The 21,869-nt window shown below is 41.8% G+C and carries 21 protein-coding genes; 11 read left to right on the top strand and 10 right to left on the bottom strand.

Annotated features, from left to right (window positions below; all coding sequences use genetic code 11):
• Window positions 1-30 precede the first annotated feature (30 nt).
• Window positions 31-792, top strand: coding sequence for a VCBS repeat-containing protein (locus UB51_RS15275; protein WP_234405449.1), 762 nt, complete (start codon window positions 31-33; stop codon window positions 790-792).
• Between the two features lie 253 nt (window positions 793-1,045).
• On the opposite strand, the gene UB51_RS15270 is transcribed toward UB51_RS15275, so the two are convergent.
• The 6 genes from UB51_RS15270 to UB51_RS15245 are packed head-to-tail and all read right to left on the bottom strand — an operon-like array spanning window position 1,046 to window position 7,689.
• Window positions 1,046-2,182 carry a YheC/YheD family endospore coat-associated protein gene (locus tag UB51_RS15270; protein ID WP_044878034.1) on the bottom strand — a complete coding sequence of 379 codons (1,137 nt, stop codon included), beginning with the start codon at window positions 2,180-2,182 and terminating at the stop codon, window positions 1,046-1,048.
• Entirely contained in the window at window positions 2,164-2,673 is a 510-nt protein-coding gene (locus tag UB51_RS15265; RefSeq protein WP_044878033.1) for an N-acetyltransferase, read from the bottom strand. Before UB51_RS15265 ends, UB51_RS15270 begins: the two co-directional genes overlap by 19 nt.
• Window positions 2,674-2,700: 27 nt before the next feature.
• Entirely contained in the window at window positions 2,701-3,813 is a 1,113-nt protein-coding gene (locus UB51_RS15260) for a YheC/YheD family endospore coat-associated protein (protein WP_445322330.1), read from the bottom strand.
• Complete coding sequence (locus UB51_RS15255; RefSeq protein WP_044878032.1) at window positions 3,810-5,186, bottom strand: YheC/YheD family endospore coat-associated protein; 1,377 nt, start codon at window positions 5,184-5,186, stop codon at window positions 3,810-3,812. Before UB51_RS15255 ends, UB51_RS15260 begins: the two co-directional genes overlap by 4 nt.
• Window positions 5,183-6,310, bottom strand: coding sequence for a YheC/YheD family endospore coat-associated protein (locus UB51_RS15250; RefSeq protein WP_044878031.1), 1,128 nt, complete (start codon window positions 6,308-6,310; stop codon window positions 5,183-5,185). Before UB51_RS15250 ends, UB51_RS15255 begins: the two co-directional genes overlap by 4 nt.
• 11 nt (window positions 6,311-6,321) lie before the next feature.
• Entirely contained in the window at window positions 6,322-7,689 is a 1,368-nt protein-coding gene (locus UB51_RS15245; RefSeq protein WP_044878030.1) for a YheC/YheD family endospore coat-associated protein, read from the bottom strand.
• A gap of 150 nt (window positions 7,690-7,839) precedes the next feature.
• On the opposite strand from UB51_RS15245, the gene UB51_RS15240 reads away from it, so the two are divergent.
• From UB51_RS15240 to UB51_RS15230, 3 genes are all read left to right on the top strand, one after another.
• The gene (locus tag UB51_RS15240; RefSeq protein ID WP_044878029.1) at window positions 7,840-8,184 is read left to right on the top strand and encodes a YlbF/YmcA family competence regulator; all 345 of its coding nucleotides are present in this window, start codon (window positions 7,840-7,842) and stop codon (window positions 8,182-8,184) included.
• A 98-nt stretch (window positions 8,185-8,282) separates the two neighbouring features.
• On the top strand, window positions 8,283-8,567 hold the full coding sequence (locus UB51_RS15235; protein ID WP_044878028.1) for a hypothetical protein: 285 nt from the start codon (window positions 8,283-8,285) through the stop codon (window positions 8,565-8,567).
• A gap of 138 nt (window positions 8,568-8,705) precedes the next feature.
• Window positions 8,706-10,040 (top strand): DRTGG domain-containing protein, encoded by a 1,335-nt coding sequence (locus tag UB51_RS15230; protein WP_044878027.1) that lies wholly within the window; start codon window positions 8,706-8,708, stop codon window positions 10,038-10,040.
• A gap of 85 nt (window positions 10,041-10,125) precedes the next feature.
• Here UB51_RS15230 and UB51_RS15225 read toward each other — a convergent pair whose 3' ends face one another.
• From UB51_RS15225 to UB51_RS15215, 3 genes are read right to left on the bottom strand one after another with little or no spacing between them, the layout of a single operon-like run.
• On the bottom strand, window positions 10,126-10,428 hold the full coding sequence (locus UB51_RS15225) for a YtpI family protein (RefSeq protein WP_044878026.1): 303 nt from the start codon (window positions 10,426-10,428) through the stop codon (window positions 10,126-10,128).
• A 57-nt stretch (window positions 10,429-10,485) separates the two neighbouring features.
• Window positions 10,486-10,974 (bottom strand): sporulation membrane protein YtrI, encoded by a 489-nt coding sequence (locus UB51_RS15220; RefSeq protein ID WP_044878025.1) that lies wholly within the window; start codon window positions 10,972-10,974, stop codon window positions 10,486-10,488.
• Between the two features lie 2 nt (window positions 10,975-10,976).
• On the bottom strand, window positions 10,977-11,303 hold the full coding sequence (locus tag UB51_RS15215) for a YtrH family sporulation protein (RefSeq protein WP_044878024.1): 327 nt from the start codon (window positions 11,301-11,303) through the stop codon (window positions 10,977-10,979).
• A gap of 254 nt (window positions 11,304-11,557) precedes the next feature.
• On the opposite strand from UB51_RS15215, the gene UB51_RS15210 reads away from it, so the two are divergent.
• The 7 genes from UB51_RS15210 (at window position 11,558) to UB51_RS15180 (ending at window position 20,515) form a co-directional block, all read left to right on the top strand.
• Window positions 11,558-15,190, top strand: a complete 3,633-nt coding sequence (locus UB51_RS15210; RefSeq protein WP_044878023.1) for a DNA polymerase III subunit alpha — start codon at window positions 11,558-11,560, stop codon at window positions 15,188-15,190.
• Window positions 15,191-15,606: 416 nt separating this feature from the next.
• Window positions 15,607-16,119 carry a phosphatidylglycerophosphatase A family protein gene (locus UB51_RS15205; protein ID WP_044878022.1) on the top strand — a complete coding sequence of 171 codons (513 nt, stop codon included), beginning with the start codon at window positions 15,607-15,609 and terminating at the stop codon, window positions 16,117-16,119.
• Window positions 16,120-16,205: 86 nt separating this feature from the next.
• Window positions 16,206-16,394: a hypothetical protein gene (locus tag UB51_RS15200; protein WP_044878021.1), complete on the top strand. Its 189-nt coding sequence runs from the start codon at window positions 16,206-16,208 to the stop codon at window positions 16,392-16,394.
• Between the two features lie 88 nt (window positions 16,395-16,482).
• A complete protein-coding gene (accD, locus tag UB51_RS15195) occupies window positions 16,483-17,373 on the top strand; it encodes an acetyl-CoA carboxylase, carboxyltransferase subunit beta (RefSeq protein WP_044878020.1) in 891 nt (296 codons plus the stop codon).
• A complete protein-coding gene (locus tag UB51_RS15190; RefSeq protein ID WP_044878019.1) occupies window positions 17,374-18,378 on the top strand; it encodes an acetyl-CoA carboxylase carboxyltransferase subunit alpha in 1,005 nt (334 codons plus the stop codon). It begins immediately after the preceding gene.
• Between the two features lie 97 nt (window positions 18,379-18,475).
• On the top strand, window positions 18,476-19,891 hold the full coding sequence (gene pyk / locus UB51_RS15185) for a pyruvate kinase (protein ID WP_044878018.1): 1,416 nt from the start codon (window positions 18,476-18,478) through the stop codon (window positions 19,889-19,891).
• A gap of 228 nt (window positions 19,892-20,119) precedes the next feature.
• Window positions 20,120-20,515 (top strand): FxsA family protein, encoded by a 396-nt coding sequence (locus UB51_RS15180; protein WP_044878017.1) that lies wholly within the window; start codon window positions 20,120-20,122, stop codon window positions 20,513-20,515.
• Between the two features lie 8 nt (window positions 20,516-20,523).
• On the opposite strand, the gene ytvI is transcribed toward UB51_RS15180, so the two are convergent.
• Entirely contained in the window at window positions 20,524-21,657 is a 1,134-nt protein-coding gene (gene ytvI, locus UB51_RS15175; RefSeq protein WP_044878016.1) for a sporulation integral membrane protein YtvI, read from the bottom strand.
• Between the last annotated feature and the right edge of the window lie 212 nt (window positions 21,658-21,869).

Genomic DNA, 21,869 nt, shown 5'->3' with positions numbered 1-21,869 from the left:
GGTAAATACCTATACGAAGGAGCAGATATAATGATGCAGTATATGAATGGTATGCCTAGTTATGCCACAAGGTCAGCAGGGGGCCAAACGCTGAATAGAGAGCATATTCTGGATAGTGGACGTGGGGATGTGACGGGAGATGGTGTACCTGATGAAATATGGCTAATAGGAATTCAACAGGATCCCAGCAGTCCGTTCATTACTGGAATTAGACTTTTAATTAAAGATGGTGCAACGTCAAAGACCTACCAGATTACGCCAAGTGAAAATGCGGGTTATAATCCTCGCTTGTTTATAGGTGATTTTACGGGAGATCGAATTTCAGACATCTTAGTAACGATTGAAAGTGGTGGATCAGGAGCGACAACATTTAATGATTTGTATTCCTTAGCCGAGGGGAAGGCACAACTTCTGTTCAACTCTGAATCGTACAATGATTACTGGAAGTATAAGGTGGATTATTTGAACGACTACAGGTTGCAATTGACCAATACGAATACACAGCGTGTATATTTATTGGATATTACAATGCGCGGTAAAGCGTATTTAGATCAAATTTATAACTCGGACGGTACTTTAAAAGCACCCGTAGAGGGTTTTGTAGATCCACTTAGCGGTTTATATCCGGTTGATTTTGATCGAAATGGAGTATATGAACTAATGGCAATGCAGGGAGTAAGCGGACTCTATCACGCTGATCGTTTCGGATATGTGACGAATGTACTGGCATGGCAGAGCGACGGTTGGAAGCTGCAGAATCAGTGGTTCTCGATATATGGTACGGTTGTTTAACCTGCACGCTATGTACATCAACTGAACACAAGTAGTGGTGTAACACAAATAAGAAGAAGGGACTCGCTCTACTTGAGGAGTTCCTTCTTCTAAATATAAGAAGGGTTAAGTTTTGACTATATTTTGCTTATATTTCTACGAGAAACGGTTACCGTCCCTTTTAGGACGGCGAAGCCGTTTCTTCTTGTATTGGTACAATGTTTATTATTGTATGAGAGAGAATATTGATTTGTTGATCATTCGACTATATTATTTACTCACTCTCTTCTTTTTCCTTCGGAATAGGGGGAGATTTTTTTTTGTGATATAACCACAGTGCATATTCTAAGGGCGTGATAATAGCTTGCCGATAAATATGCTTTTGCCCACTTTTAGCAAATACTTCTCTGGCTGGTTTGGGGTTTACTTCTAGGAGGTATACATCCCCTTTTTTATTAATTGCTAAATCTAGGGCGAGTTCACACAACGCGCCATAGGTCTCCTCTAAATAAGCTGCAGTTTCCAGTCCCAGTCTTTCGGCTTGTTTCTTGACTTGTAGCCTTCTTTTCCCGTCTGGAATCCACTGTGCTAGAAGGGTATCTATAGATACCGCTTTCCCACCCCCATGTAGATTAGAGGTGACGCTTCGCATCGCACCTACACGTCCAGCTATTCCTGTTAAAGCCCAATCTCCTTGTCTATTCTTCTGAACAAGCATTCGGTAGTCATGAACACGTCCATTCGGTAGCTCAACAGGAATTCCTTCTTGGACGAGATATCGATCTTTCATATTCCAAGTATGAAGAATGGAGCCTAGACGAGCTGAGTGCACCTTTTGAGGAGAAATGATTTTTCTTTGCTGGTTACGTCCCTGAATGTAATATTGTTGAGATGATCCCTTTAGCTTTTCGATCCGCAGAATTCCACGACCACCCGTTCCATTAACAGGTTTTAAGTATAGAATGGGCTTGGATTGAAGCATCGTTTTGACATCGGATAAGTTTTTGAACATTTTGGTCTCAGGTAGATGTTTCCGCAAGTTAACTCGTTTAGATAGTACTTCATGAATGGTCCATTTGTTACGTAATGGACGATTTAGGAATAGCAGATGATTGTAGGTTTTGCGGAATATCAACAATTGTTGGAACCTATGGCTGTTCTGAATACGACAGCGATCATAGATCATATTTGGGAAATTACGCCACTTGCGATACCATTTCTTTCGTTGTGGATCATACATTAACGCATGGATTTTTTTATTCGTATCATGAACATCCATGGGCGTGAATATATAAATGTCGAGGCCTAACTTCGCTCCTTCAATAATCATGTTTTGGTAAACCGGTCGTTCCTCTAGCTGTTTATTATCATTGAGGTATAGCGTTAGAATACCTAAGACGGGAGTTGACAATTCGGTTCACCTTCTTGGTTAGAAGTAATTGTAGCATATGATCCTTTAAGCTTAAGGGTTGGTTTATCGGTAGGACCTACCATTAATGAATGACCCGTAAGTCCTGCATTAAAGCACATTTTGAGACTGCTTATATTATCTAGAGCGACATGACAGCTTAGGCGGCCTAAGGTTGCGAGCTGGGAAGATAAGAGAGTGGTACCCACATGTCGGTTGCGGTATAAGGGATGCACGACGATTAAGCAGACATCATCACCAAATCCAGAGACGAAGCTTACACCTGCAAGTGATCTACCGCGATCTCCACGAACCGTAGCTATAAGTAGAGATTCTCCTGGATGCTGGAGTGTGCTCTTACTCAGTCTGGAACACTTACGATAAGAATCCAAAGTTATTCGTTTATCGCCATAATGTTTAATGAAATCAATAACACTTTGATGTTGATTCTGCCACTGTCTTTCTGTCACAGTATTCAAGGATGAGATGTGCATCCCTTCACCTCCTTTAATAAGTGATGTTTATGTTGTTTGGCGTGCTAAATATTGGCTGTATTGAAAAATCTGTTCTAATGACCGTTTGCGGATATGGGATTCATCAAATTTCATGGGTTTGGCATTGGCCTCAAAGAACCAGATTTTTCCCATATCATCGATGCCTAAGTCCATCGACATTTCGCCTAAATCAAATCCAGAAGCTTTTTCAACTTGACGAGCAATGAGCAAAGATGCGGTTTTTGCACGATTCATGATCGTAGTTCTCATGTCCGGTCCGAATAATGTTGAGAGTAGCTTCTGCGGATTCTCAATACTTCCCCCTCTTGGCACATGTGTAGTAATACTCCTAGAACCAGCCATTCTAGCGCCTACACCTGTAATTCCCCATTGACCTTTGCCTGTTTTTTGAACCAAAATGCGAAGATCAAAACGACGATTATCTACCGTGGCTAGCTCAATACCTTGTTGTACAATATAAGGTGAGCTACCCGTTTCCTTTTTGAGTCGACTCCAAAGTCTTTTCATGGTTGCAGCTTTATACGTAATGCTATTTGTATTGCTTTGAATTTTTAATCTGTAGGGTAGCGTTTTACCGCTTTGATACTTAAGCATCATGATACCTTTACCAGCTTTTCCACTCTCGGGCTTGAGATATAAGAAGGAGTATTTATCAAGCATTTTGGCTAATGAAGTTTCTCTACTGAGCTTCTTCGTCATGGGTACTAAATAGTCAGTGGACTTGGAGGCTTTAAGCCATTCGAATAGATGCCATTTGTTGAAAAAATAGGGATTGTAGAGACGGATATGAGGATGGTGCAAGCAAGCACTAATTTTATGCTGAACAGCAGGCTTATCTTCATCTTCTCGTTGGGGAATGCGATTATAAATCACTTGAGGTAATGGGAAATACTGTGTTTCCCAGTCTTCGCCGTTCGTATTCAGCGTGTATCCTTTGACCATTTGTTCGGATAACTTCAAGTCTCGAACCGTAACAACATAGACAGGAAAGCCCAAATTCTTCCCTGTACGTACGATGTCACCAAAATTAGCGTGATTTCCTCGAAACCCTTTGATAGGGTCTGGCATGGTCAATATAGCTACAACGGGTTTGGTACCTTCAATATATCGGTCATTCACAAGATATCCCTCCTGCGAAACTTGCTTAGGTATAAGCAGTGTTCCAGGATGTGTTCGACGGAGGCTTTTCCCTCGTCTTTTAGGGAAGGATGATTGAAAATGGATCGACCTGGTTTGGCATTGGCTTCAAACATCCAGATCTTCTCATCTTGATCAATTCCTAAGTCAAATCCGATTTCACCAAGAAGATGCTGATGATGGAATTCGATAGCTTCAGCAAGCGCAATGGCTACTTGTTTGGCATGTTTTAATACTTCCTCTGATTTAGAACCGAAGGTACGACTAAGTGCTTGCTCAGGTGTCATGAGGGACCCACCGTTTTTTAGATGTGTAGTTACGCTACCGCGTCCGGCTTTCTTAGCTCCAACGCCGACTACGACCCATTGATTACTACCGTTCTTATGCATATGGAAGCGGAAATCAATGGGACAATTGTCTATCTCAATTAGACGTATGCCTTGCTGAATGACGTAACCATGTAATGATTTTCCGTGCCTAGATTGGAGCATACGCATAAGGCTATTGAAATTACTGAATCTCAGGAGCACATTCTCCGTGCTTTTACGATATCGGGCGAAATAACCACGTTTAGGTAGGTAAGTTAGGCGATAGATGCCTTTACCCAGGCTACCACCAGAGGGCTTATAATAGACAAATTGATGCCGATCTAACATATCTTTTATTTTGTCTGTACTTGGATTCATAATGGATTCTGGGACATAACGATTAACCGTATTATCATTCTCTATCAAGTTGTAAATGTCTGATTTGTTAAAGAAACTCCAATTGAAAAAGGGAATCTTTTTGCGAGCAAACCGCTCCCTCAATTGATGCATCGTACCACCTGTTTCTGCCTTTCGGCTGGGAAGTCGATTATATATTACGTCAGGGAGAGGGACAGTCTTACGAGTGAATTGACCCGCTTCGTTCAAGAAATATCCGCGTACATTCTCTTGACTCCAGTTAATGTCTTTGGGTGTGAAAACAAAGATGTAGCACTTCTTATTTCCTTCCCTAAGCAATTGCTTGATAAAGCCCGTTCTTGAACCGAAGGGTTGTAAAGCAGAGGAAGTGAGACCATCAGATAAAATACCGACAAGGGGACCAAGTTGGAATTCATTTTCCTCCAAGTTACGAACATAGACTCCACCTGATTTAGGGACATAGATGTTGTTGCGCACACCGGATCCTAAATAAAGGTGATTTCCGGTTTTATTTATCGTTTTGAGTGCTGCTGGAACCATATACGTCCCTAAGCGAAGTTGAATTTTATTTTTGTCAGATAGCTTTAGACTTTTCCTTAGTGTATTTGAAATGTAGACGACTTTCTCGGGCTGCTGCGAAAAATGAATGTTACAAAAAGTCAAACTCATGAATTTACCCTCCTAAGTTGTCGAAGCAATAAATAACGGGCGTAACGAAGCGGATTCTCTGCTGCCAGAACTGCACTACGGGGATCACCTATATGATTAAAGGAGGTGCGTCCCGGTTTAGAGTTCACTTCAAGTAGCCAAATATTTCCCTCGAAATCAATACCGATATCGATGCCAAGTTCGCCTAAACGACCATAATAATTTTCTAATATTGGTGGAATATCCCTCGATATTTTGTGTAGAACAGCCACCATCTGCTCAGCTTGCGCAGTTCCAAATTCCTTGATTAAGAAGGGAAAGACGGAGGTTGCTGTTCCACCACCATGCAGATTAGAGGTGATCTCGCCTGAGTTTCCTTCACGTACCGCCATGCCCGTAAGCATCCACTTTCCATGCGACTCTTTCTGCATCAGCACACGTACATCAAAAGGATGCTGCTGCTTGTTATAGAGGTGTAAGTAGGGTTGAATGATGAACGGGGTTTGCTTAATGAAATGATGAATCCACTTAAAACCATCATCATGATTCCTAAATTTCCGTATGAATGATTTGTTGTAGCGATCACGACCATGGATGTTAAGCAACCCCGTCTGATGATCGTCTAGCTGGATATGAAGGGTTGATTTACCTTGTGAACCTGCTTGGGGCTTCATAAACACTTGCCCCTCATAATCAAGTAAATACTTCTCTAAAGATTTGGGACCTGAGTAAGGAAAGGTGGGGGGAAGATAGGAACGAATGTCAGGGTCTTGTTGTAGGACGTTATAAACTTTGTACTTGCCGGGTAATCCTCTGGCCCACATCGTGCAAGATTTGCTTCTAGAAGCCATGGAGAGTACCTTCGACGCTGCACCCAGAGGGATTCCTTTGTGATAATGAAACCGATCATAGACCATATCTGGCCATGGAAACTGGGCTTTTACCCAGCGCCCCTTTTCATATTTATACCCGTGTATATTTGATTGATCAGCGTGTACTCCCTCAGAGGAGAACACGACGACCTGAAGACCGTACTTGATACCGGCAAGGCTTAGATTACGACAGAATTGTTGCTCGGTGAATGGAGGATCTCCGAGTTTACTACAACAGTAAATTCCTAGCGTTCCGATGATAGTAGGAGTCATGACCGTCTCCTTTAAAGGTCTGACAAATAACAGCAATACTGAATGAGCTGTCTGACAGAGGGTCTTATTTTTTGTTCATTCAGGGGCGTGTTATCGTTCTTGGATGGCTTGGAATTGACCTCTAACAACCATATTTTCCCTGTGTTATCCATTGCAAGGTCGATTCCGAGTTCCCCGAAATGTGCTGGAATGAGAGCGTCTAGACCCGTAGCAATTTGTAAAGAGGCTTGTTGTAGATTGACAAAGGCGGAATTCTTGGCAGCTAATGGCATATTACTTTTATTTACAGCTTCCTTAACATTACTGAGACTACCACCCCGGGCTAAGTTGGATACAAAATGGTTACCACCTGCTATTCGAGCCACAATGGACGTTACATTCCATTTCCCTGTTCCATTCTTTTGCACCAAAGCTCGAAAATCGACAGGATGCTTACCGTGGTCAATCAGATTGAGTCCTTGTTGAATTTGATACCGTGTACTTTTCATTTTTCCTGAAATTGCTGAGAGTAACTTGGGAAGAGTTGCATATATTTGCCTGTGTGTACCGCCCACATTGGTGGATAAAGTATGAAAGGTACCGTTAGTTTGTTTTGTAATACGAATAATTCCCTTACCGAGACTTCCGCGGATTGGCTTTAGAAATACGACAGGATAACGAGCACACATTTTCTTCAGTACATCATAACCATTCAGGGAATAAGACTCCGGCATAAAGCGTATGAGAGAAGTGTTTTGCTTTAAATAATCGAAAACCTCAGTCTTATCGAGAAATTTCTCATTAAAAACGTGGCTTCCGTGCAAGGATTTTACTTCTTTCATGAAATGCTGTACGCTAGGTTTATTCTCTAACTTTCGTGAAGTCAAGCGATTGTTCACGACATCTGCGACGGGCATGTCAGTCACACGCCAGCCATGATCATAGATCCAGCCTTTCATTGTGCTGTGATTCGGATTGATCTGATCCGGGGTGAAGAAGTATACATATGCGCCCTGCTTCTTGCAGGCATTGACTAGCTCGTGGCAGAACAGGGAGATGGAACCAAATGGTTTATCAGGCATTTCAGGGTAATCACGACTGATCATGACGCCGATTAGTGGTCCTATACGAAGCGTCCGACTTCCTGCGTTATATTTGATTCTCAGAAGGGGGGCAGAGTGAAGACCCATTTGCCTAGATAACGTTGTACTGATTCTCATACCCATGTATTTAGGAATAGGTATGACGATAATCTCCTGTCTGAAGGAACCAAATGCTAATTGCAGAGGGCGATTTGTGGGTATTTTCCACCGTTTAACAAGCCGCTCGCCGAGCAAGATCGTATTTTCCTGCACAATGCCCGGTTTGAACATTTGGACCGATATCTTTTTTTTGGACATCGTGGATCTCCTTCCAACAACAACTTGATGTCTTGAGTCAGATATGGATTGTATCTGAACATTGCATGTAATTCATCATATGAGGACATATATCCCTTGGTGATTGACCATTTTTCGAAATGAAGAGGAATTCTAAGGAGGAAATACACAATGAATATTTATGACAAAGCACATGATCTAGCTAAGGCACTCAAAGAAAGTGAAGAGGTTCAAGAAATTAGCTCTGCTATGAGCATTATTGAGACAGACCCTGAAGGGAAACAAATGCTTGAGGATTTCCGTGAGCGCCAAATGGAACTTCAACAACGCATGATGTCTGGAGATATGCCTTCACCAGAAGAAATGGAAACCATGGAGAAGACATTTGATGTCCTTACATTGAACCTAAATATTCGCCGATTGTTCGAGGCTGAGCGTCGTCTTAGCGTCATCATTGAAGATGTGAACAAAATTATTTCAGATAGTCTTCAACATGTATACGGACCAACGATGTAAGATGTGATTCTGCAATTCTTGTAAATCTTCTATCATATTTCATCTGAACTCTTCATAGAATAGAAATATAGATTCAAGATGAAGGAGTTGTATGGCGGATGAAGAAAAAAGGGAAATTCAAGAATTTCTTGTACATGCTATTGGCCTTAGGCATGCTATTGTATGCTCTTCCAAACCTATCCTTTAGCACAGGTAATGGTTGGGTTTCTGTATTTGGTCTCGTATGGGTGATGTTTGCTTTCTTGGTGATTGGAGCTCATCTACATTTCCTTTTAGGTGTAGATGAGGAGAAGAAGAAAGCACTTGATCGGATTAGAGCTGCCAAGCTTGCTCAGTGGCAATTGAAATGGTCTGAAGAACCCCAGAAAAGTAAGAGTGTATAAGGGTCTAAGGCGTTTATTATCTTGTTATTCGTAGCAGCTCTTAAATTAAAGAGCTGCTATTTGTAATTAGTATTTTATAGGAATAACATGATATAATAAGTACAGTATAGTACAGATTTTAGGGTGGGGGTGTAACAGTTGGAGAGCCGTGACGATACGATTACTAAGCATGAGCAGTTGCTACAACACATTGAAGGTTTAAGAGTAGGGAGCAAAATATCGGTTCGCAAATTGGCCAAAGAAATGGGGGTCAGTGAGGGAACTGCTTATCGAGCAGTGAAGGAAGCAGAGAATCTTGGCATTGTTATCACGAAAGAGCGGATTGGTACCGTTCGTGTTGAGAAGAAGCCTCGTAACATTTCTGAGCAATTAAGCTTTGCGGATGTGGTAGATATTGTAGAAGGTCAAGTCCTTGGGGGCGCTGATGGACTCCATAAAAACCTGCATAAATATGTCATCGGTGCGATGAAAATTGATGCGATGGTGCGTTACATAGATGCAGGAAGCTTGTTGATTGTTGGTAACCGTGATGACGCACATTCGCTAGCGTTGGAGCAAGGAGCAGGTGTATTAATCACAGGTGGATTTGGAATCAGCCGTGAAGTGAAAGTGCTTGCTGATCAACTAGGTTTACCTATTTTCTCATCTCGGCATGATACATTTACTGTAGCCTCTATGATCAATCGTGCGATATTTGATCGATTAATTAAGAAGAAAATTATGATTGTTGAAGATATCGTAGGGCATAAGCCGAGACTCAACTCTCTTAAAATATCGAGTACTGTAGCAGAATGTAAGACACTGGCAGAACGGACTGCTGAACAGAGATTCGCAGTTACCGATGAATGGAATCGGGTGATCGGTATCGTTAACTTACGGGATGTCAGTGGTCTAGCAGAAGATCATAGTATAGAGAAGGTTCTGATTCGTAATCCCATTACGACAAGCTTGCAGACGTCGCTCGCTTCGGCAGCTCAGATTATGATGTGGGAAGGTATAGATTTCTTACCGATTGTGGATCGTAATCGTAAATTAGTAGCTACGGTTCTACGTAAAGAGGTGTTGCAGGCAATGAGAAACGCGCAACAACAGCCTCATTTGGGTGAGACCTTTGATCATTTGATATGGAATGGTATTGCTGAAGAACGAGATATGGAAAATCGCTTGTTCTTTCATGGATTTATAACGCCTCAGATGGCGACGCATTTAGGTACGATTTCTGAAGGTATACTAGCTACTGTGATGACACAGGCGGCATTTAAGTCAGCTAAGGATATTTCGGGTTACGATTATGTGCTGGATAACATGTCAACTTATTTCGTACGCCCAGTTCAGATTGAGGACCCTATCGTGATCATGCCAAGGCTACTCGAAATGAGCCGACGTACCTGTAAGCTGGAGATCGAAATTACCCATCAAGATAGTCTCGTCTCTAAGGCAGTAATGATGCTACAGTCTATTGAACATGGTTAATCTCTCACCCCTAATAAGCCCACATCATCCTAGTTCTGTAGAATGATGTGGGCTTATTAGAACGCAATGTAAATGTGAAGCAGCTTTATGAATTGATTTTCTGGTTCGTATAGAAGCTACGATTACGAATGCCTGCAAAGATATTAAATGCACCGAGGACCAGGAATAAGCACTCAACTATAATAGATGGGGTTGATCCTTTGAATATGAACATGAAAATAATGGATAGAATAACGAGCATAACACCCATCAGGATATTCATCTGAGCACCATATAACCCACGATCCATAGGATTTGAAGAACGACGTGAACGAAGACTGTAGTATGCAGAAGCGACACAAGAGGAAATTAATAATAGAAACAGTAGATATTTAATAAAAGTAATCATACAATGTTGTTCTCCTTAGACTATCCATAAATTTGCTTATATTTTATCACGATTAAGCTAGGAACGCACAGAAACAGTGATTTCGACCCAAACTTGCAGTACACCTTCCAAGATCAGCATGGTTTTGATCTGAACTTCATATTCTTTATCACGCACAGTATAGATTTTTCCGTTCAGTAATGATCTTGTGATTTTGTTATCAGTATCGATTTCGAATACACTACGTCCCCTTAATACATCTAAGTCGTTGCTGAGCTTGAGCAGAACCTCCTTCACAGTAATGGAATCTAGTGGTGGATCTTGCTGCTCGGCACGAACTCTAATTTCTTTGATCACCGTTTGCTGCTTATTATATTTCTTTAAAGTTTTAATGTCTTCAGCGTATTGCTCTATTTGGATCCTAGATTCTTGATATTTGAGCCATAGATTATTATAACTGGCATGAAATATTCCGTTATACATGACACTTCCTACGATCATACCTAATACAAAGATAGAGGCCAACTGTGAGAATGGACGGAAGCGCTTAAATGGAGGAACTCGCATTTCTAATCTCTACCATTACATATCCACTTCACTAATTCACTGCCCATATGTGCTCCTAGAAAAGCAAATAGTAGATAGAGAATCTGTTTGATAGCTGGTGATAGGTTTCCTCCCAAGAAATTGCTCTCGATGACACGCATGGGATCAATGGTTCCACCAACTGCGGCAGCTAGCGCCCATATTTTAATTCGATCTGCTATATCGAGCATGGTCTGTGTGGGAGGTTGCAGAGAAGCCACAGCCCCTACACCGCCGAGCATTGCGCCTCCGAATACGATGCCGAAGGCAATGAAGAAGTCCAATATAGATTTGGTTATAAAAGTGCTCATGAATAGTTCCCCTTTCCTAGTACAGAAGGTTCCTCATACCGCCTGTCCGAGGGACCTTTATATTCCATTCTATGGGCGTTGCCTAGTGGATTATGATAAAATAAGAGAAAGACTTATTTGAAAATATAAGAAAGCATAAATTTTCACTATAATTTGGTTATTTTTCTACGAGAAACGGTTACTGTAACTTTCAGCACGGCGACGAAGCCGTTTCTTCTTGGCAAATTGAAATATCAGCGAAAAGGAGGAGTGACATGGCTTCTTTTGTTCATCTTCATGTTCATAGTGAATATAGTCTTCTGGATGGAGCAGCACGTATAACAGACCTTGTGCAGCAAGCTGCCGATTACGGGATGACCTCACTAGCACTGACGGATCATGGAGTCATGTATGGCGCTGTTCCGTTCTATAAAGCATGTAAGGCTAAAGGGATTAAGCCTATTATTGGTTGCGAAGCTTATTTCACTTCAGGTTCACGTAAAGAACGAGGCAGCCGTAAGGATCAGCCTATTCATCATTTAATATTGTTAGCTAAGAATGAGATCGGTTACCGTAATTTGATGAGATTATGCTCAATTGGGCATTTAGAAGGTTTTCATTATAAACCTAGAATAGATTTAGAATCGCTCAGAAATTATAGCGAAGGTATTATTTGTCTTAGTGCTTGTCTTGGAGGAGAAGTTCCCCAGCATTTATTACATGGACGGTATGAAGAGGCGCGTAAGGCGGCACTTCGTTACCAAGAAATATTCGGCGAGGATTTCTATCTTGAGTTACAGGATCATGGATTACCTGAGCAAAAGAGAGTCAACCCGAGCCTAGTTCAACTCAGTGAAGAGACAGGAATCCCACTCGTAGCGACGAACGATGTACATTATCTCCAGCGAGAGGATGCAGAAATGCAGGATGTATTAATCTGCATTGGTACTGGCAAGAACGTTGAGGATGAACAGAGACTGCGAATGCCCACAGATCAGTTATATTTCAAAAGTGGGGAGGAAATGACCCGCTTGTTTCCGCATATTCGGCAGGCTCTTGATAACACACTTGCCATAGCGGATAAATGTCATTTAGAGCTTGAGTTTGGGAAATATATTCTACCTGAATTTAATCCCATTCCGGATGATCTGACTTCAGCTATGTATTTACGTCATTTGTGTCAAAAGGGACTTGAGCAAAGGTATCAAGGAACGATTCGTTGGAACGAGCCGGAGACTAAGACAGAGCTTGAACAACGTCTCTCTTACGAGCTTGGTGTGATTGAGAACATGGGATTTGCGGATTACTTCCTCATTGTGTGGGATTTTATCGCATATTCGCATAAAAAGGGGATTGTCGTTGGCCCGGGACGGGGTTCTTCAGCGGGGAGTCTCGTGGCGTATGTGCTTCAGATCACGAATGTTGATCCTATGAAATATAACTTACTCTTCGAACGTTTTCTTAACCCTGAACGAATCAGTATGCCAGATATCGATATCGATTTCAGTGATGAACGGCGCGATGAAGTGATCGAATATGTCGTTGATAAATATGGGAAAGATCATGTGGCTCAGATTATTACATTCGGAACGATGGCTGCAAAGGCTGCGGTAAGAGACGTAGGACGAGTACTGAATGTGCCCTATGGAGAAGTAGATAGAGCAGCTAAGCTTATTCCAACTCAATTGGGTATTCACATTCATCGTGCGATTGAACTGAATGAAGAGCTGAAGAAGCTGCATGATGCAGGCGGTAGAATCAGCAATATGTTGGATATGGCTATGAAGGTTGAAGGAATGCCTCGCCATGCTTCTACACATGCCGCAGGTGTCGTGATCTCACGTGATCCTTTAACGGACGTAGTCCCTTTACAAGTCGGCAGTGAGAAGACAGCCTTAACCCAGTATTCGATGGAACATCTGGAGAGTATCGGGTTGTTGAAAATGGACTTTCTAGGATTAAGAACTCTTTCTATTATTGAACGTTCCATGAAATGGATTAAAGAAATGACAGGGAATGTGCCTGATTTCGACCATATCCCTGATAATGATACACTCACGTATGACATGCTAGGACGTGGAGATACGACAGGGGTATTCCAGCTTGAATCCACCGGAATGAGGCGTGTATTGAAGGATCTTAAGCCCTCAGAATTCGAAGATATCATATCTGTGCTAGCTCTGTATCGTCCAGGACCGATGGAATTCATTCCTAAATATATTCAGGCCAAGCATGGGCTACTAGAAGTGGAGTATCCGCATGAAGATCTAAAGCCTATTCTTAAGGATACGCATGGCATCATCGTATATCAGGAGCAGATTATGCAAATCGCTTCTCTTATGGCTGGTTTCTCGCTTGGAGAATCGGACCTGTTGCGACGCGCCGTCTCAAAGAAGAAACGCGAAGTGCTTGACCGAGAGCGGGGTCACTTCGTCGAAGGAAGCCTTAATCAAGGGTATGTGGAAGAAGAAGCTAATCGTGTATACGATATGATCGTCAGGTTCGCTGATTACGGATTTCCACGTGCCCATGCTGCTGCATATGGTGTATTGGCATTCCAGACCGCCTATCTAAAGGCACATTATCCAGTCCAATTCATGGCATCTATGCTGACTGCCGTAATGGGAAGTCATCGTAAAGTAGCTGAATATGTGCTGGAGTGTCGCCGAATGGAGATTGGCGTTCTCTCACCTAATGTGAATGAAAGTGGTGTGCTCTTCACACCGGTACAGGGGAATATTCGATTTGGACTGGGCGCAGTTAAAAATGTCGGTACTCAGGCTGTAGAGAATATAATTCTGATTAGAGAAGAGAAACCATTCGAGAGTCTTTTGGATTTCTGTCGGCGTATTGATCTACGCGTATGTAATAAACGTGTTATTGAATCTTTGATTCAGGCAGGTGCATTTGACTCATTACCTGGCCATAGGGCGCAGCTGCTAGCGATGTTGGATGAGACCGTCGATGCCGCTTTGAAGTGGCGTAAAGAACGAGATGACTTACAAATTCAATTGTTCGATTTCGTAGAAAGTGCGAATTGGAATATTGAGTATCCTGACATTCCATTATTTACTGGAGCTCAGCAGCTCGAATTAGAACGTGAATTACTCGGTTTATATCTTTCAGGGCATCCCTTGGATGATTATGATCTTTTAATAAATGAAGCGGGTGTAGATCGCTTAATGGATCTTAGTGAAGTGCCTGATGATTCGAGAGTAATCGTTGCAGGAATGATCGTCTCGACGAAGATTATTATGACGAAACAAGGTAAAGCGATGGCATTCATGGATATAGAAGACCAGATTGAGCGCTGTGAAGTAGTGCTCTTCCCTGAGACATGGAAGAAGAGTGCATCATCGATTGAGAAGGGGGCCTTGCTTGGACTACGAGCTAGAGTGCAGCAACAAGATGAGGGCTTTAAGCTACTAGCAGAAGAAGTTCTACCCTTAGATGCAACTGCTTTACAGCAATTGGTGAAACGGGGGGCGTCAACTCGAACTGCACCCACAGCTATATCCAGAAAGACGATGTCCTCTATACAGCCAAAAGTCATGGATAAGGTTGTTGAAGTTAGTCCTAGTTCTATCAACCAAACGTCTATGGAGAACGCTCCTAAGGTTGCTTCCACCTTGACTCAAGCTGCACCTAATAATGTGAAACAGCAGGATAAGGCGGCTGTAGAACGTCGTGTATTTGTCAAGATTGGAGCACAGGCAGAGAATCCTGAGCTTCTTACACGCTTGAAGATACTACTACAGGAGCATCCAGGTTCTGTCGCGACGGTATTGTTCTATGAACAAAGTCAGAAGTTGCTAGCGCTCAGTGACCAATATCGTATTGAGCCATCTGATGAGCTTATCCATGAGATGGAGCAAATGTTAGGCGATGGGTCGGTACGAATAAAGTAATGATAATGAATGTAGGCTCTAAATCATAATTTGTCATTGCTGAAAACAGAAGTCTATGCAAATCGTAGCGAAGGGGACGGAATTGTTCTGGAGAAGCGTTAGCGTTCGCCTAAAAGCTTTCCTGTGTAAAGCTACTTCGAAAGCATACACTTATGAATCGAATTTTTACCTTAATAAGCGGTATAATCAGGAAGTCTGGGGGCAACAGCGATCGGAAGAACAATCTTTCAGCGTAGCGATCATCTATCGGCACTATTACTTTTGTTCAAACACTAGTTTTAGCGTTGATCTTGAATATAATATGAACATTTCAGAACCCTCTCGCATACACTTAGGAACACCTGAGGACAACATACTCAACATGGACAAATTTAACTATTTAACTATAGGTGTATCCAAATGCGGGAGGAATGACTATGTCATATGCAATAGCTGAAGCTTTGCTTAAATCTAGAGGAGTCACAATTGAAGATATAGCGGAGATCGTATATAAACTTCAGATTGTGTATCATCCACAGTTAACAGTAGAAGAATGCTTGCTCAGTGTCAGATCAGTGCTTAATAAACGTGAAGTACAATATACACTTTATACAGGTATTGCCCTAGATCAATTAGCAGAGCGCAAGCTTCTACCACAGCCACTGCAATCCATTATGGAAGCGGATGAGCCGTTGTATGGAGTAGACGAGACTTTGGCGCTCGGTATTATTAATGTCTATGGAATGATCGGACTTACAAGTTTTGGTTATTTGGATAAAGAAAAGGTAGGCATTATTGATAGATTAAACAGTAAAAAAGATGAGATCCATGTATTTTTGGATGATTTAGTTGCCGGATTGGCCGCTGCTGCTTCAGCGAGAATTGCACATCGATTTGAAGGAGCTACTCTTTATTTACTATCTGAGGATGTTGAAACGGGCCTGAATTAGGCCCCCTCTGTTGCGAAAAAAAAGATAATTATGGTATTATGAGTTCATTATATCAGCTCAGAAAATGAGATTAGGGGGCATTTGAAGTGTGGACGGTAATCTACATCGCGCCTACCGCTAAGGTTGCGGACAGGATTCAAGCCAAGTTAACAGAAGAAGGATTTTTGGTTCAAAGCCGTCCAATCAACCTGTCCAAACAACAATTTGAGATTTTGGTTCCTTCTGGAGAACTTGAAGAGGTTCAGGAAGTGCTAAATTCTATTTTACGTCCGTAACGTTATTTTATAAGATTTTTTAAATTGTGTATAATAGAGGTTTAAAGGAAAGAACGGCCAACAAATCAACGGCTGAAGAGGTGTAGTTGTGTTTAAAGACTTATTTCAGAAAAAAAGAAAATACGCGACCATTCCTTCAGAACGCATGGGACGGGATAGCAACGTAGAGGGCGAACGCCCAAAACGGGAAGTTCCGGAAGGTCTAATGAGCAAATGTAGTAAGTGCGGCACAATCCAGTATAGTAAAGAACTGGAGAAGAATTTGAAGGTTTGTGCTACCTGCGGTTATCATATGCGTTTAAATGCTGTAGAACGGATACAGATCACTTTAGATCCAGAAGGATTTGAAGAGTTTGATAGTCAAATGATATCTGTAGATCCACTTCAGTTTCCAGGTTACGTGACAAAGCTTGAAGAGCAGGCCATGAAATCCGGTCTGCGTGAAGCTGTTATTACGGGACAAGGTACTCTCTCAGGATACCCAGTTGTAGTAGCGGTTATGAGCTTTGACTTCTTTAGTGGAAGTATGGGATCAGTGGTTGGGGAGAAAATTACCCGAGCTATTGAGACAGCTACGGAAAGACAGCTACCACTCATTATTTTCTCAACATCTGGTGGTGCCAGAATGCAGGAGAGTATACTCAGCCTAATGCAAATGGCCAAGACAAGTGCGGCTCTTGCACGTTTTAATGAACAGGGAGGGCTCTATATTTCTGTAATCACTGACCCGACTACTGGGGGCGTGTCTGCTAGCTTTGCTATGCTTGGTGATATTAATATCGCGGAGCCAGGGGCAGTATTCGGCTTTGCAGGTCGGCTTGTTATTGAACAAACCATTCGTCAGAAACTTCCAGACGATTTCCAAACAGCGGAATATAATATGGCTCATGGCCAATTGGATTTAGTTACGCACCGGAAAGAGATGCGCACGATGCTCGCAAATCTTTTGGAATTTCATTGTGTGAAAGGGGGCATTTAAATGGCGGGGGAGTTGCCCTTTGAAATGCCTTTAGTTGAAATGCGCAAGAAGATTGAAGAACTAAAGACGTTCGGACATGAAAAAGAGATTGACTTTACCGATGAGATTGCCAGATTAGAAGAACGTTATAGCACACTTGAGAAGGAAATTTATTCTCAAATTTCAGCACCTCAAAAAATGCATCTTGCAAGGCATCAACAACGTCCAACATCGCTAGACTTAATACAACTTATATTCACAGATTTTATTGAGTTGCACGGGGATCGAATGTTCGGAGATGATCTAGCTGTTGTTGGCGGAATTGCTAAACTGAATGGTATTCCTATAACGGTTCTAGGGCATCAGCGCGGCAAGGATACTAAAGAGAATATTGCTCGTTTCTTTGGAAGTCCACACCCGGAAGGTTTTAGAAAAGCGCTTCGACTTATGAAACAAGCGGACAAGTTCAAGCGCCCTATCATTACGTTTATTGATACTAAGGGAGCATATCCTGGGAATACTGCTGAAGAGAGAGGTCAATCTGAGGCAATTGCTCGAAATCTACGGGAAATGTCTATTCTGGGCGTGCCTGTTATTTGTGTGGTCATTGGAGAAGGTGGAAGTGGCGGAGCACTTGCGATGGCAGTCGGAAATCGGGTACTTATGCTAGAGCACGCGATCTACTCTGTTATTTCCCCTAATGGAGCAGCCTCGATTCTTTGGAAGGATGCCACCAGAGCGGATCAAGCAGCACAAGCTATGAAAATTACGGCCCAAGATCTACTCCAATTTGAAGTGATTGAGGAAATTATTCCTGAACCTCAAGGGGGAGCGCAACGGGACTATGTAATAACAGCAGATGCGATTAAGAACAGTTTAACTCGGCATGTGGAAGAGCTCTTGGCGATGGATGCTGAAGAACTGAAGGAAGATCGTTATCTTAAATTCCGTAAGCTTGGTAAGTTCGCCATTGAACAGAATTTACCCTCAGATACGGCTAATCCTCAGCCGTTAATTAATGAATAGTATGATAAAGTTCCTATACAAATTGATGTAAATGTAGTAAATTTAATAGTTGAAAAGATTACAAACAGAGATAACATAAAAACGGAGGAAATCCTTAATGCGCAAAACTAAGATTGTATGTACTATCGGTCCTGCTAGTGAGTCGTTAGAAAACATCAAAAAATTGATTCTAGCTGGCATGAACGTAGCTCGCCTGAACTTTTCTCATGGTGACTTTGAAGAACACGGAAACCGGATCAAAGTCATTCGTCAAGCATGTCAGGAACTAGGCAAGACTGTTGCCATCTTGCTTGATACTAAAGGCCCAGAAATTCGTACAGGTAAGCTTGCAGTAGAACCGATTGAACTGGTTCAGGATGAATTTATCACTCTGACAACGGAAGAAATTTTGGGAGACAAAGATCGTCTTTCGATAACGTATTCTGACCTTCCAGGAGATGTACAAGCGGGTTCAACTATTCTTATCGATGACGGTTTGATTGGTCTGACAGTTGTAGAAGTTCAGGGAACTGAAATTAAATGCCGCATTGTCAATGGAGGTACGATTAAGAGCAAAAAAGGCGTTAACGTACCGGGTGTTAACATTTCTCTGCCAGGTATTACAGAGAAAGATGCTAATGATATCATTTTTGGAATCGAACAGGACATCGACTTTGTTGCAGCTTCTTTCGTTCGTAAAGCATCAGACGTTCTTGAAATTCGTGAATTGTTGAACAGTCACAATGCGGGTCACATTCACATTATTTCCAAGATTGAGAACCAACAGGGTGTAGATAATCTCGATGAAATTCTAGCAGTTTCTGACGGCCTAATGGTTGCACGTGGAGATCTTGGGGTTGAAATTCCAGCTGAAGAAGTACCATTGGTACAGAAGAGCATGATTCAAAAATCCAACCGTGCAGGTAAGCCTGTCATCACAGCTACTCAAATGTTGGATTCCATGCAACGTAACCCACGTCCTACTCGCGCTGAAGCAAGTGACGTAGCTAATGCCATCTTTGATGGAACTGACGCTATCATGTTGTCTGGTGAAACAGCTGCTGGTAAATATCCAGTTGAATCTGTACTCACAATGTCTCGCATTGCTGAGAAAGCAGAATCAGCACTTAATTATCGTGATCTTTTCTTGAAACAAAGTACAGCTCAAGAAACAACCATTACGGAAGCAATCAGCCAATCTGTTGCCATTTCTGCATTGGACTTGCATGCTAAGGCGATTATCTCTTCAACAGAGACAGGCCATACGGCTCGTGTCGTATCCAAGTATCGTCCTGAGGCACCGATTATTGCTGTAACGACGGAAGATCGTACAATGCGTCGTCTAACTCTTACATGGGGTGTTACTCCAGTTAAAGGTATGCTAGCATCTACAACGGATGAAATGTTTGATTATGCTCTTAAAGGTGGTCTTGATTCCGGACTAGTTAAAGAAGGCGAACTAGTTGTTATTACAGCTGGTGTTCCACTTGGCCGTTCAGGTTCCACGAACCTTATCAAAATCAGCCTAGTGTAGAATTAACTTAATTATAATTGCTTTATTATAGCTAGATTGGAAGCAGTAGCCGTTATGGGCTACTGCTTTTTTGGATTTGTAGTCTCATACAACCCTCCGGAGGCAATTTGTGAAATGTTTTTTTAATATTTACCCATCATCCTAGGGGCTCTCGACTAGTCGACTGGATTATTACATCTGGAAACGTTATGATTTGTTATATAGCACATAAGTAAGGGAGGAATCATCATGTTGAAATGGATCGTATTAGCTATTATTACTATCCCTATGGTTGAAATATTTGGTTTCAACTGGGTTGCAGATAGAATCGGAGGAACCAACACACTATTCTTGACCATTATGACTTCAGCTATTGGATTTGTTATGATGCGCTTTGAAGGACGTAAGGTCATTGAGAACTCCAAAGTTCAGATGAATTCTGGCCAAATCCCGGGTAGAAACATGGTAGATGGGTTATGTGTTTTTATAGGAGGAATGTTGTTAGTGTTGCCTGGGTTTGTGACTGATGCTATCGGTTTTACGATGCTATTCCCACTCACACGCCCTTTATACCGCTTCATGATACTGAAATGGATCAAGAAAAAGATTGATAATGGAAATATGACATTCCACAAGAGACTTTAACAGATCGTTTACTTTCTCAGGTCATCGTAATCTCCCCCCCCCACAATGTAATTACGGAGATCTCTAAATACGTTAGCTCCATTGAATGCACCGATAATAATTAGACTGACGGGGCCAATTAACAGGCCCAATACCCCAAATAGCTTAAGTCCAACGAACATGCCAATGAGTGTTGCTAGAGGATCTAAACCTACACTGCTTGCTAGAACTTTGGGCTCCATAATCTGACGCACAATTAGAATCACTAGATAAAGAATGGATAATCCGATCCCTAGAACCATATCCCCAATTAGAAGTGTGTAGATGGCCCAAGGAACCAATACAATGCCAACACCTAGATAGGGTAGTAAATCAACCAGACCGATCATGAGACCAATTGTAAAAGCTGAGGGAACCTGAAGGATGAGAAGACCGGTCATTACAATGACAGCAGTAATTGAAATGAGAATAAGCTGTGCTCGGATGTATCCATGAAAAGCTTTTTTGAGATCACTCCAAATCTCACGGATAGGTTGACGAACTCGAGAAGGAAATAAACCGATTAGTGTCGAATTATGTTGATCCCAGTTTTTACTGAGAAAAAAGGTAGCAAGAAGGATGATGACTAGAATAGTCCCCATAGAGGGTAATGCAGAGATGAATCCAAGCACAACGTTAAAGAATCCTGTGACAAAGTCTGTTACCGCTGTACCCACGGTTTGTGTAGTTTTACTAATATTATTATTGATGGCATTCTGATAATTGGGATTGTCTGTGTAGAATTTATTAATTTCGCTGATGATACTCTGTATGTGGGCATTATCCGTCCAAGAGGTAAAAAAGTCCCTCCACGTTTCTGTATGTAGATCAAAAGTCTGACTTAATCCTATTAATTCTTTGACGATTCTTGTCACTGCCGCGGAAAAGATAAGAATAGCTCCCCCGAAGGTTACGAATATAGAGAAAGTGACGGCGAGCCACTTCGGAAATTTTATTCTAAGGTGTAGAAAAGTGACCAACGGATGGATAAGATAAGCGATTAACCAAGCTATCACGAAAGGGTATAACAGAGGGAGGAGCCAGTATATGGCGAATCCTAAACTAACAAAAGCAACACAAACCCATAACCCTCTTAAAATTCGTTTGGTCATCACTTTGTCCAAGAGTCATTCCCCTTTTATTGGAATTATATAACAAAGTCAAATAAATGTAAAAATACAAATTTAAGGGTATAAATATTTTTTTTTGAAAAGGGTTACAAAAAAAATGTTTATAGTAGCGATAAAACAATTTAATGCGTGAAAAAGCGCGTCCAATGTTCACATATCAGACAAAATCCAGTATGATAATTAAAGGTTCCATCGTTTGGCAGCAT

Origin of the sequence: Paenibacillus sp. IHBB 10380 (assembly GCF_000949425.1) — a bacterium.
GTDB lineage: Bacteria > Bacillota > Bacilli > Paenibacillales > Paenibacillaceae > Paenibacillus_AQ.
The sequence above is the reverse complement of the archived record's forward strand: the minus strand, read 5'-3'. Positions and strand labels throughout refer to the sequence as shown.

Bases quoted from the DNA above. Each gene is read 5' to 3' on its own strand.
- UB51_RS15275 (WP_234405449.1), top strand. From the start codon at position 31: ATGATGCAGTATATGAATGGTATGCCTAGTTATGCCACAAGGTCAGCA.
- UB51_RS15265 (WP_044878033.1), bottom strand. From the start codon at position 2,673: ATGCACATCTCATCCTTGAATACTGTGACAGAAAGACAGTGGCAGAAT.
- UB51_RS15255 (WP_044878032.1), bottom strand. From the start codon at position 5,186: ATGAGTTTGACTTTTTGTAACATTCATTTTTCGCAGCAGCCCGAGAAA.
- UB51_RS15250 (WP_044878031.1), bottom strand. From the start codon at position 6,310: ATGACTCCTACTATCATCGGAACGCTAGGAATTTACTGTTGTAGTAAA.
- UB51_RS15245 (WP_044878030.1), bottom strand. From the start codon at position 7,689: ATGTCCAAAAAAAAGATATCGGTCCAAATGTTCAAACCGGGCATTGTG.
- UB51_RS15240 (WP_044878029.1), top strand. From the start codon at position 7,840: ATGAATATTTATGACAAAGCACATGATCTAGCTAAGGCACTCAAAGAA.
- UB51_RS15235 (WP_044878028.1), top strand. From the start codon at position 8,283: ATGAAGAAAAAAGGGAAATTCAAGAATTTCTTGTACATGCTATTGGCC.
- UB51_RS15225 (WP_044878026.1), bottom strand. From the start codon at position 10,428: ATGATTACTTTTATTAAATATCTACTGTTTCTATTATTAATTTCCTCT.
- UB51_RS15220 (WP_044878025.1), bottom strand. From the start codon at position 10,974: ATGCGAGTTCCTCCATTTAAGCGCTTCCGTCCATTCTCACAGTTGGCC.
- UB51_RS15215 (WP_044878024.1), bottom strand. From the start codon at position 11,303: ATGAGCACTTTTATAACCAAATCTATATTGGACTTCTTCATTGCCTTC.
- UB51_RS15210 (WP_044878023.1), top strand. From the start codon at position 11,558: ATGGCTTCTTTTGTTCATCTTCATGTTCATAGTGAATATAGTCTTCTG.
- UB51_RS15205 (WP_044878022.1), top strand. From the start codon at position 15,607: ATGTCATATGCAATAGCTGAAGCTTTGCTTAAATCTAGAGGAGTCACA.
- UB51_RS15190 (WP_044878019.1), top strand. From the start codon at position 17,374: ATGGCGGGGGAGTTGCCCTTTGAAATGCCTTTAGTTGAAATGCGCAAG.
- pyk (WP_044878018.1), top strand. From the start codon at position 18,476: ATGCGCAAAACTAAGATTGTATGTACTATCGGTCCTGCTAGTGAGTCG.
- UB51_RS15180 (WP_044878017.1), top strand. From the start codon at position 20,120: ATGTTGAAATGGATCGTATTAGCTATTATTACTATCCCTATGGTTGAA.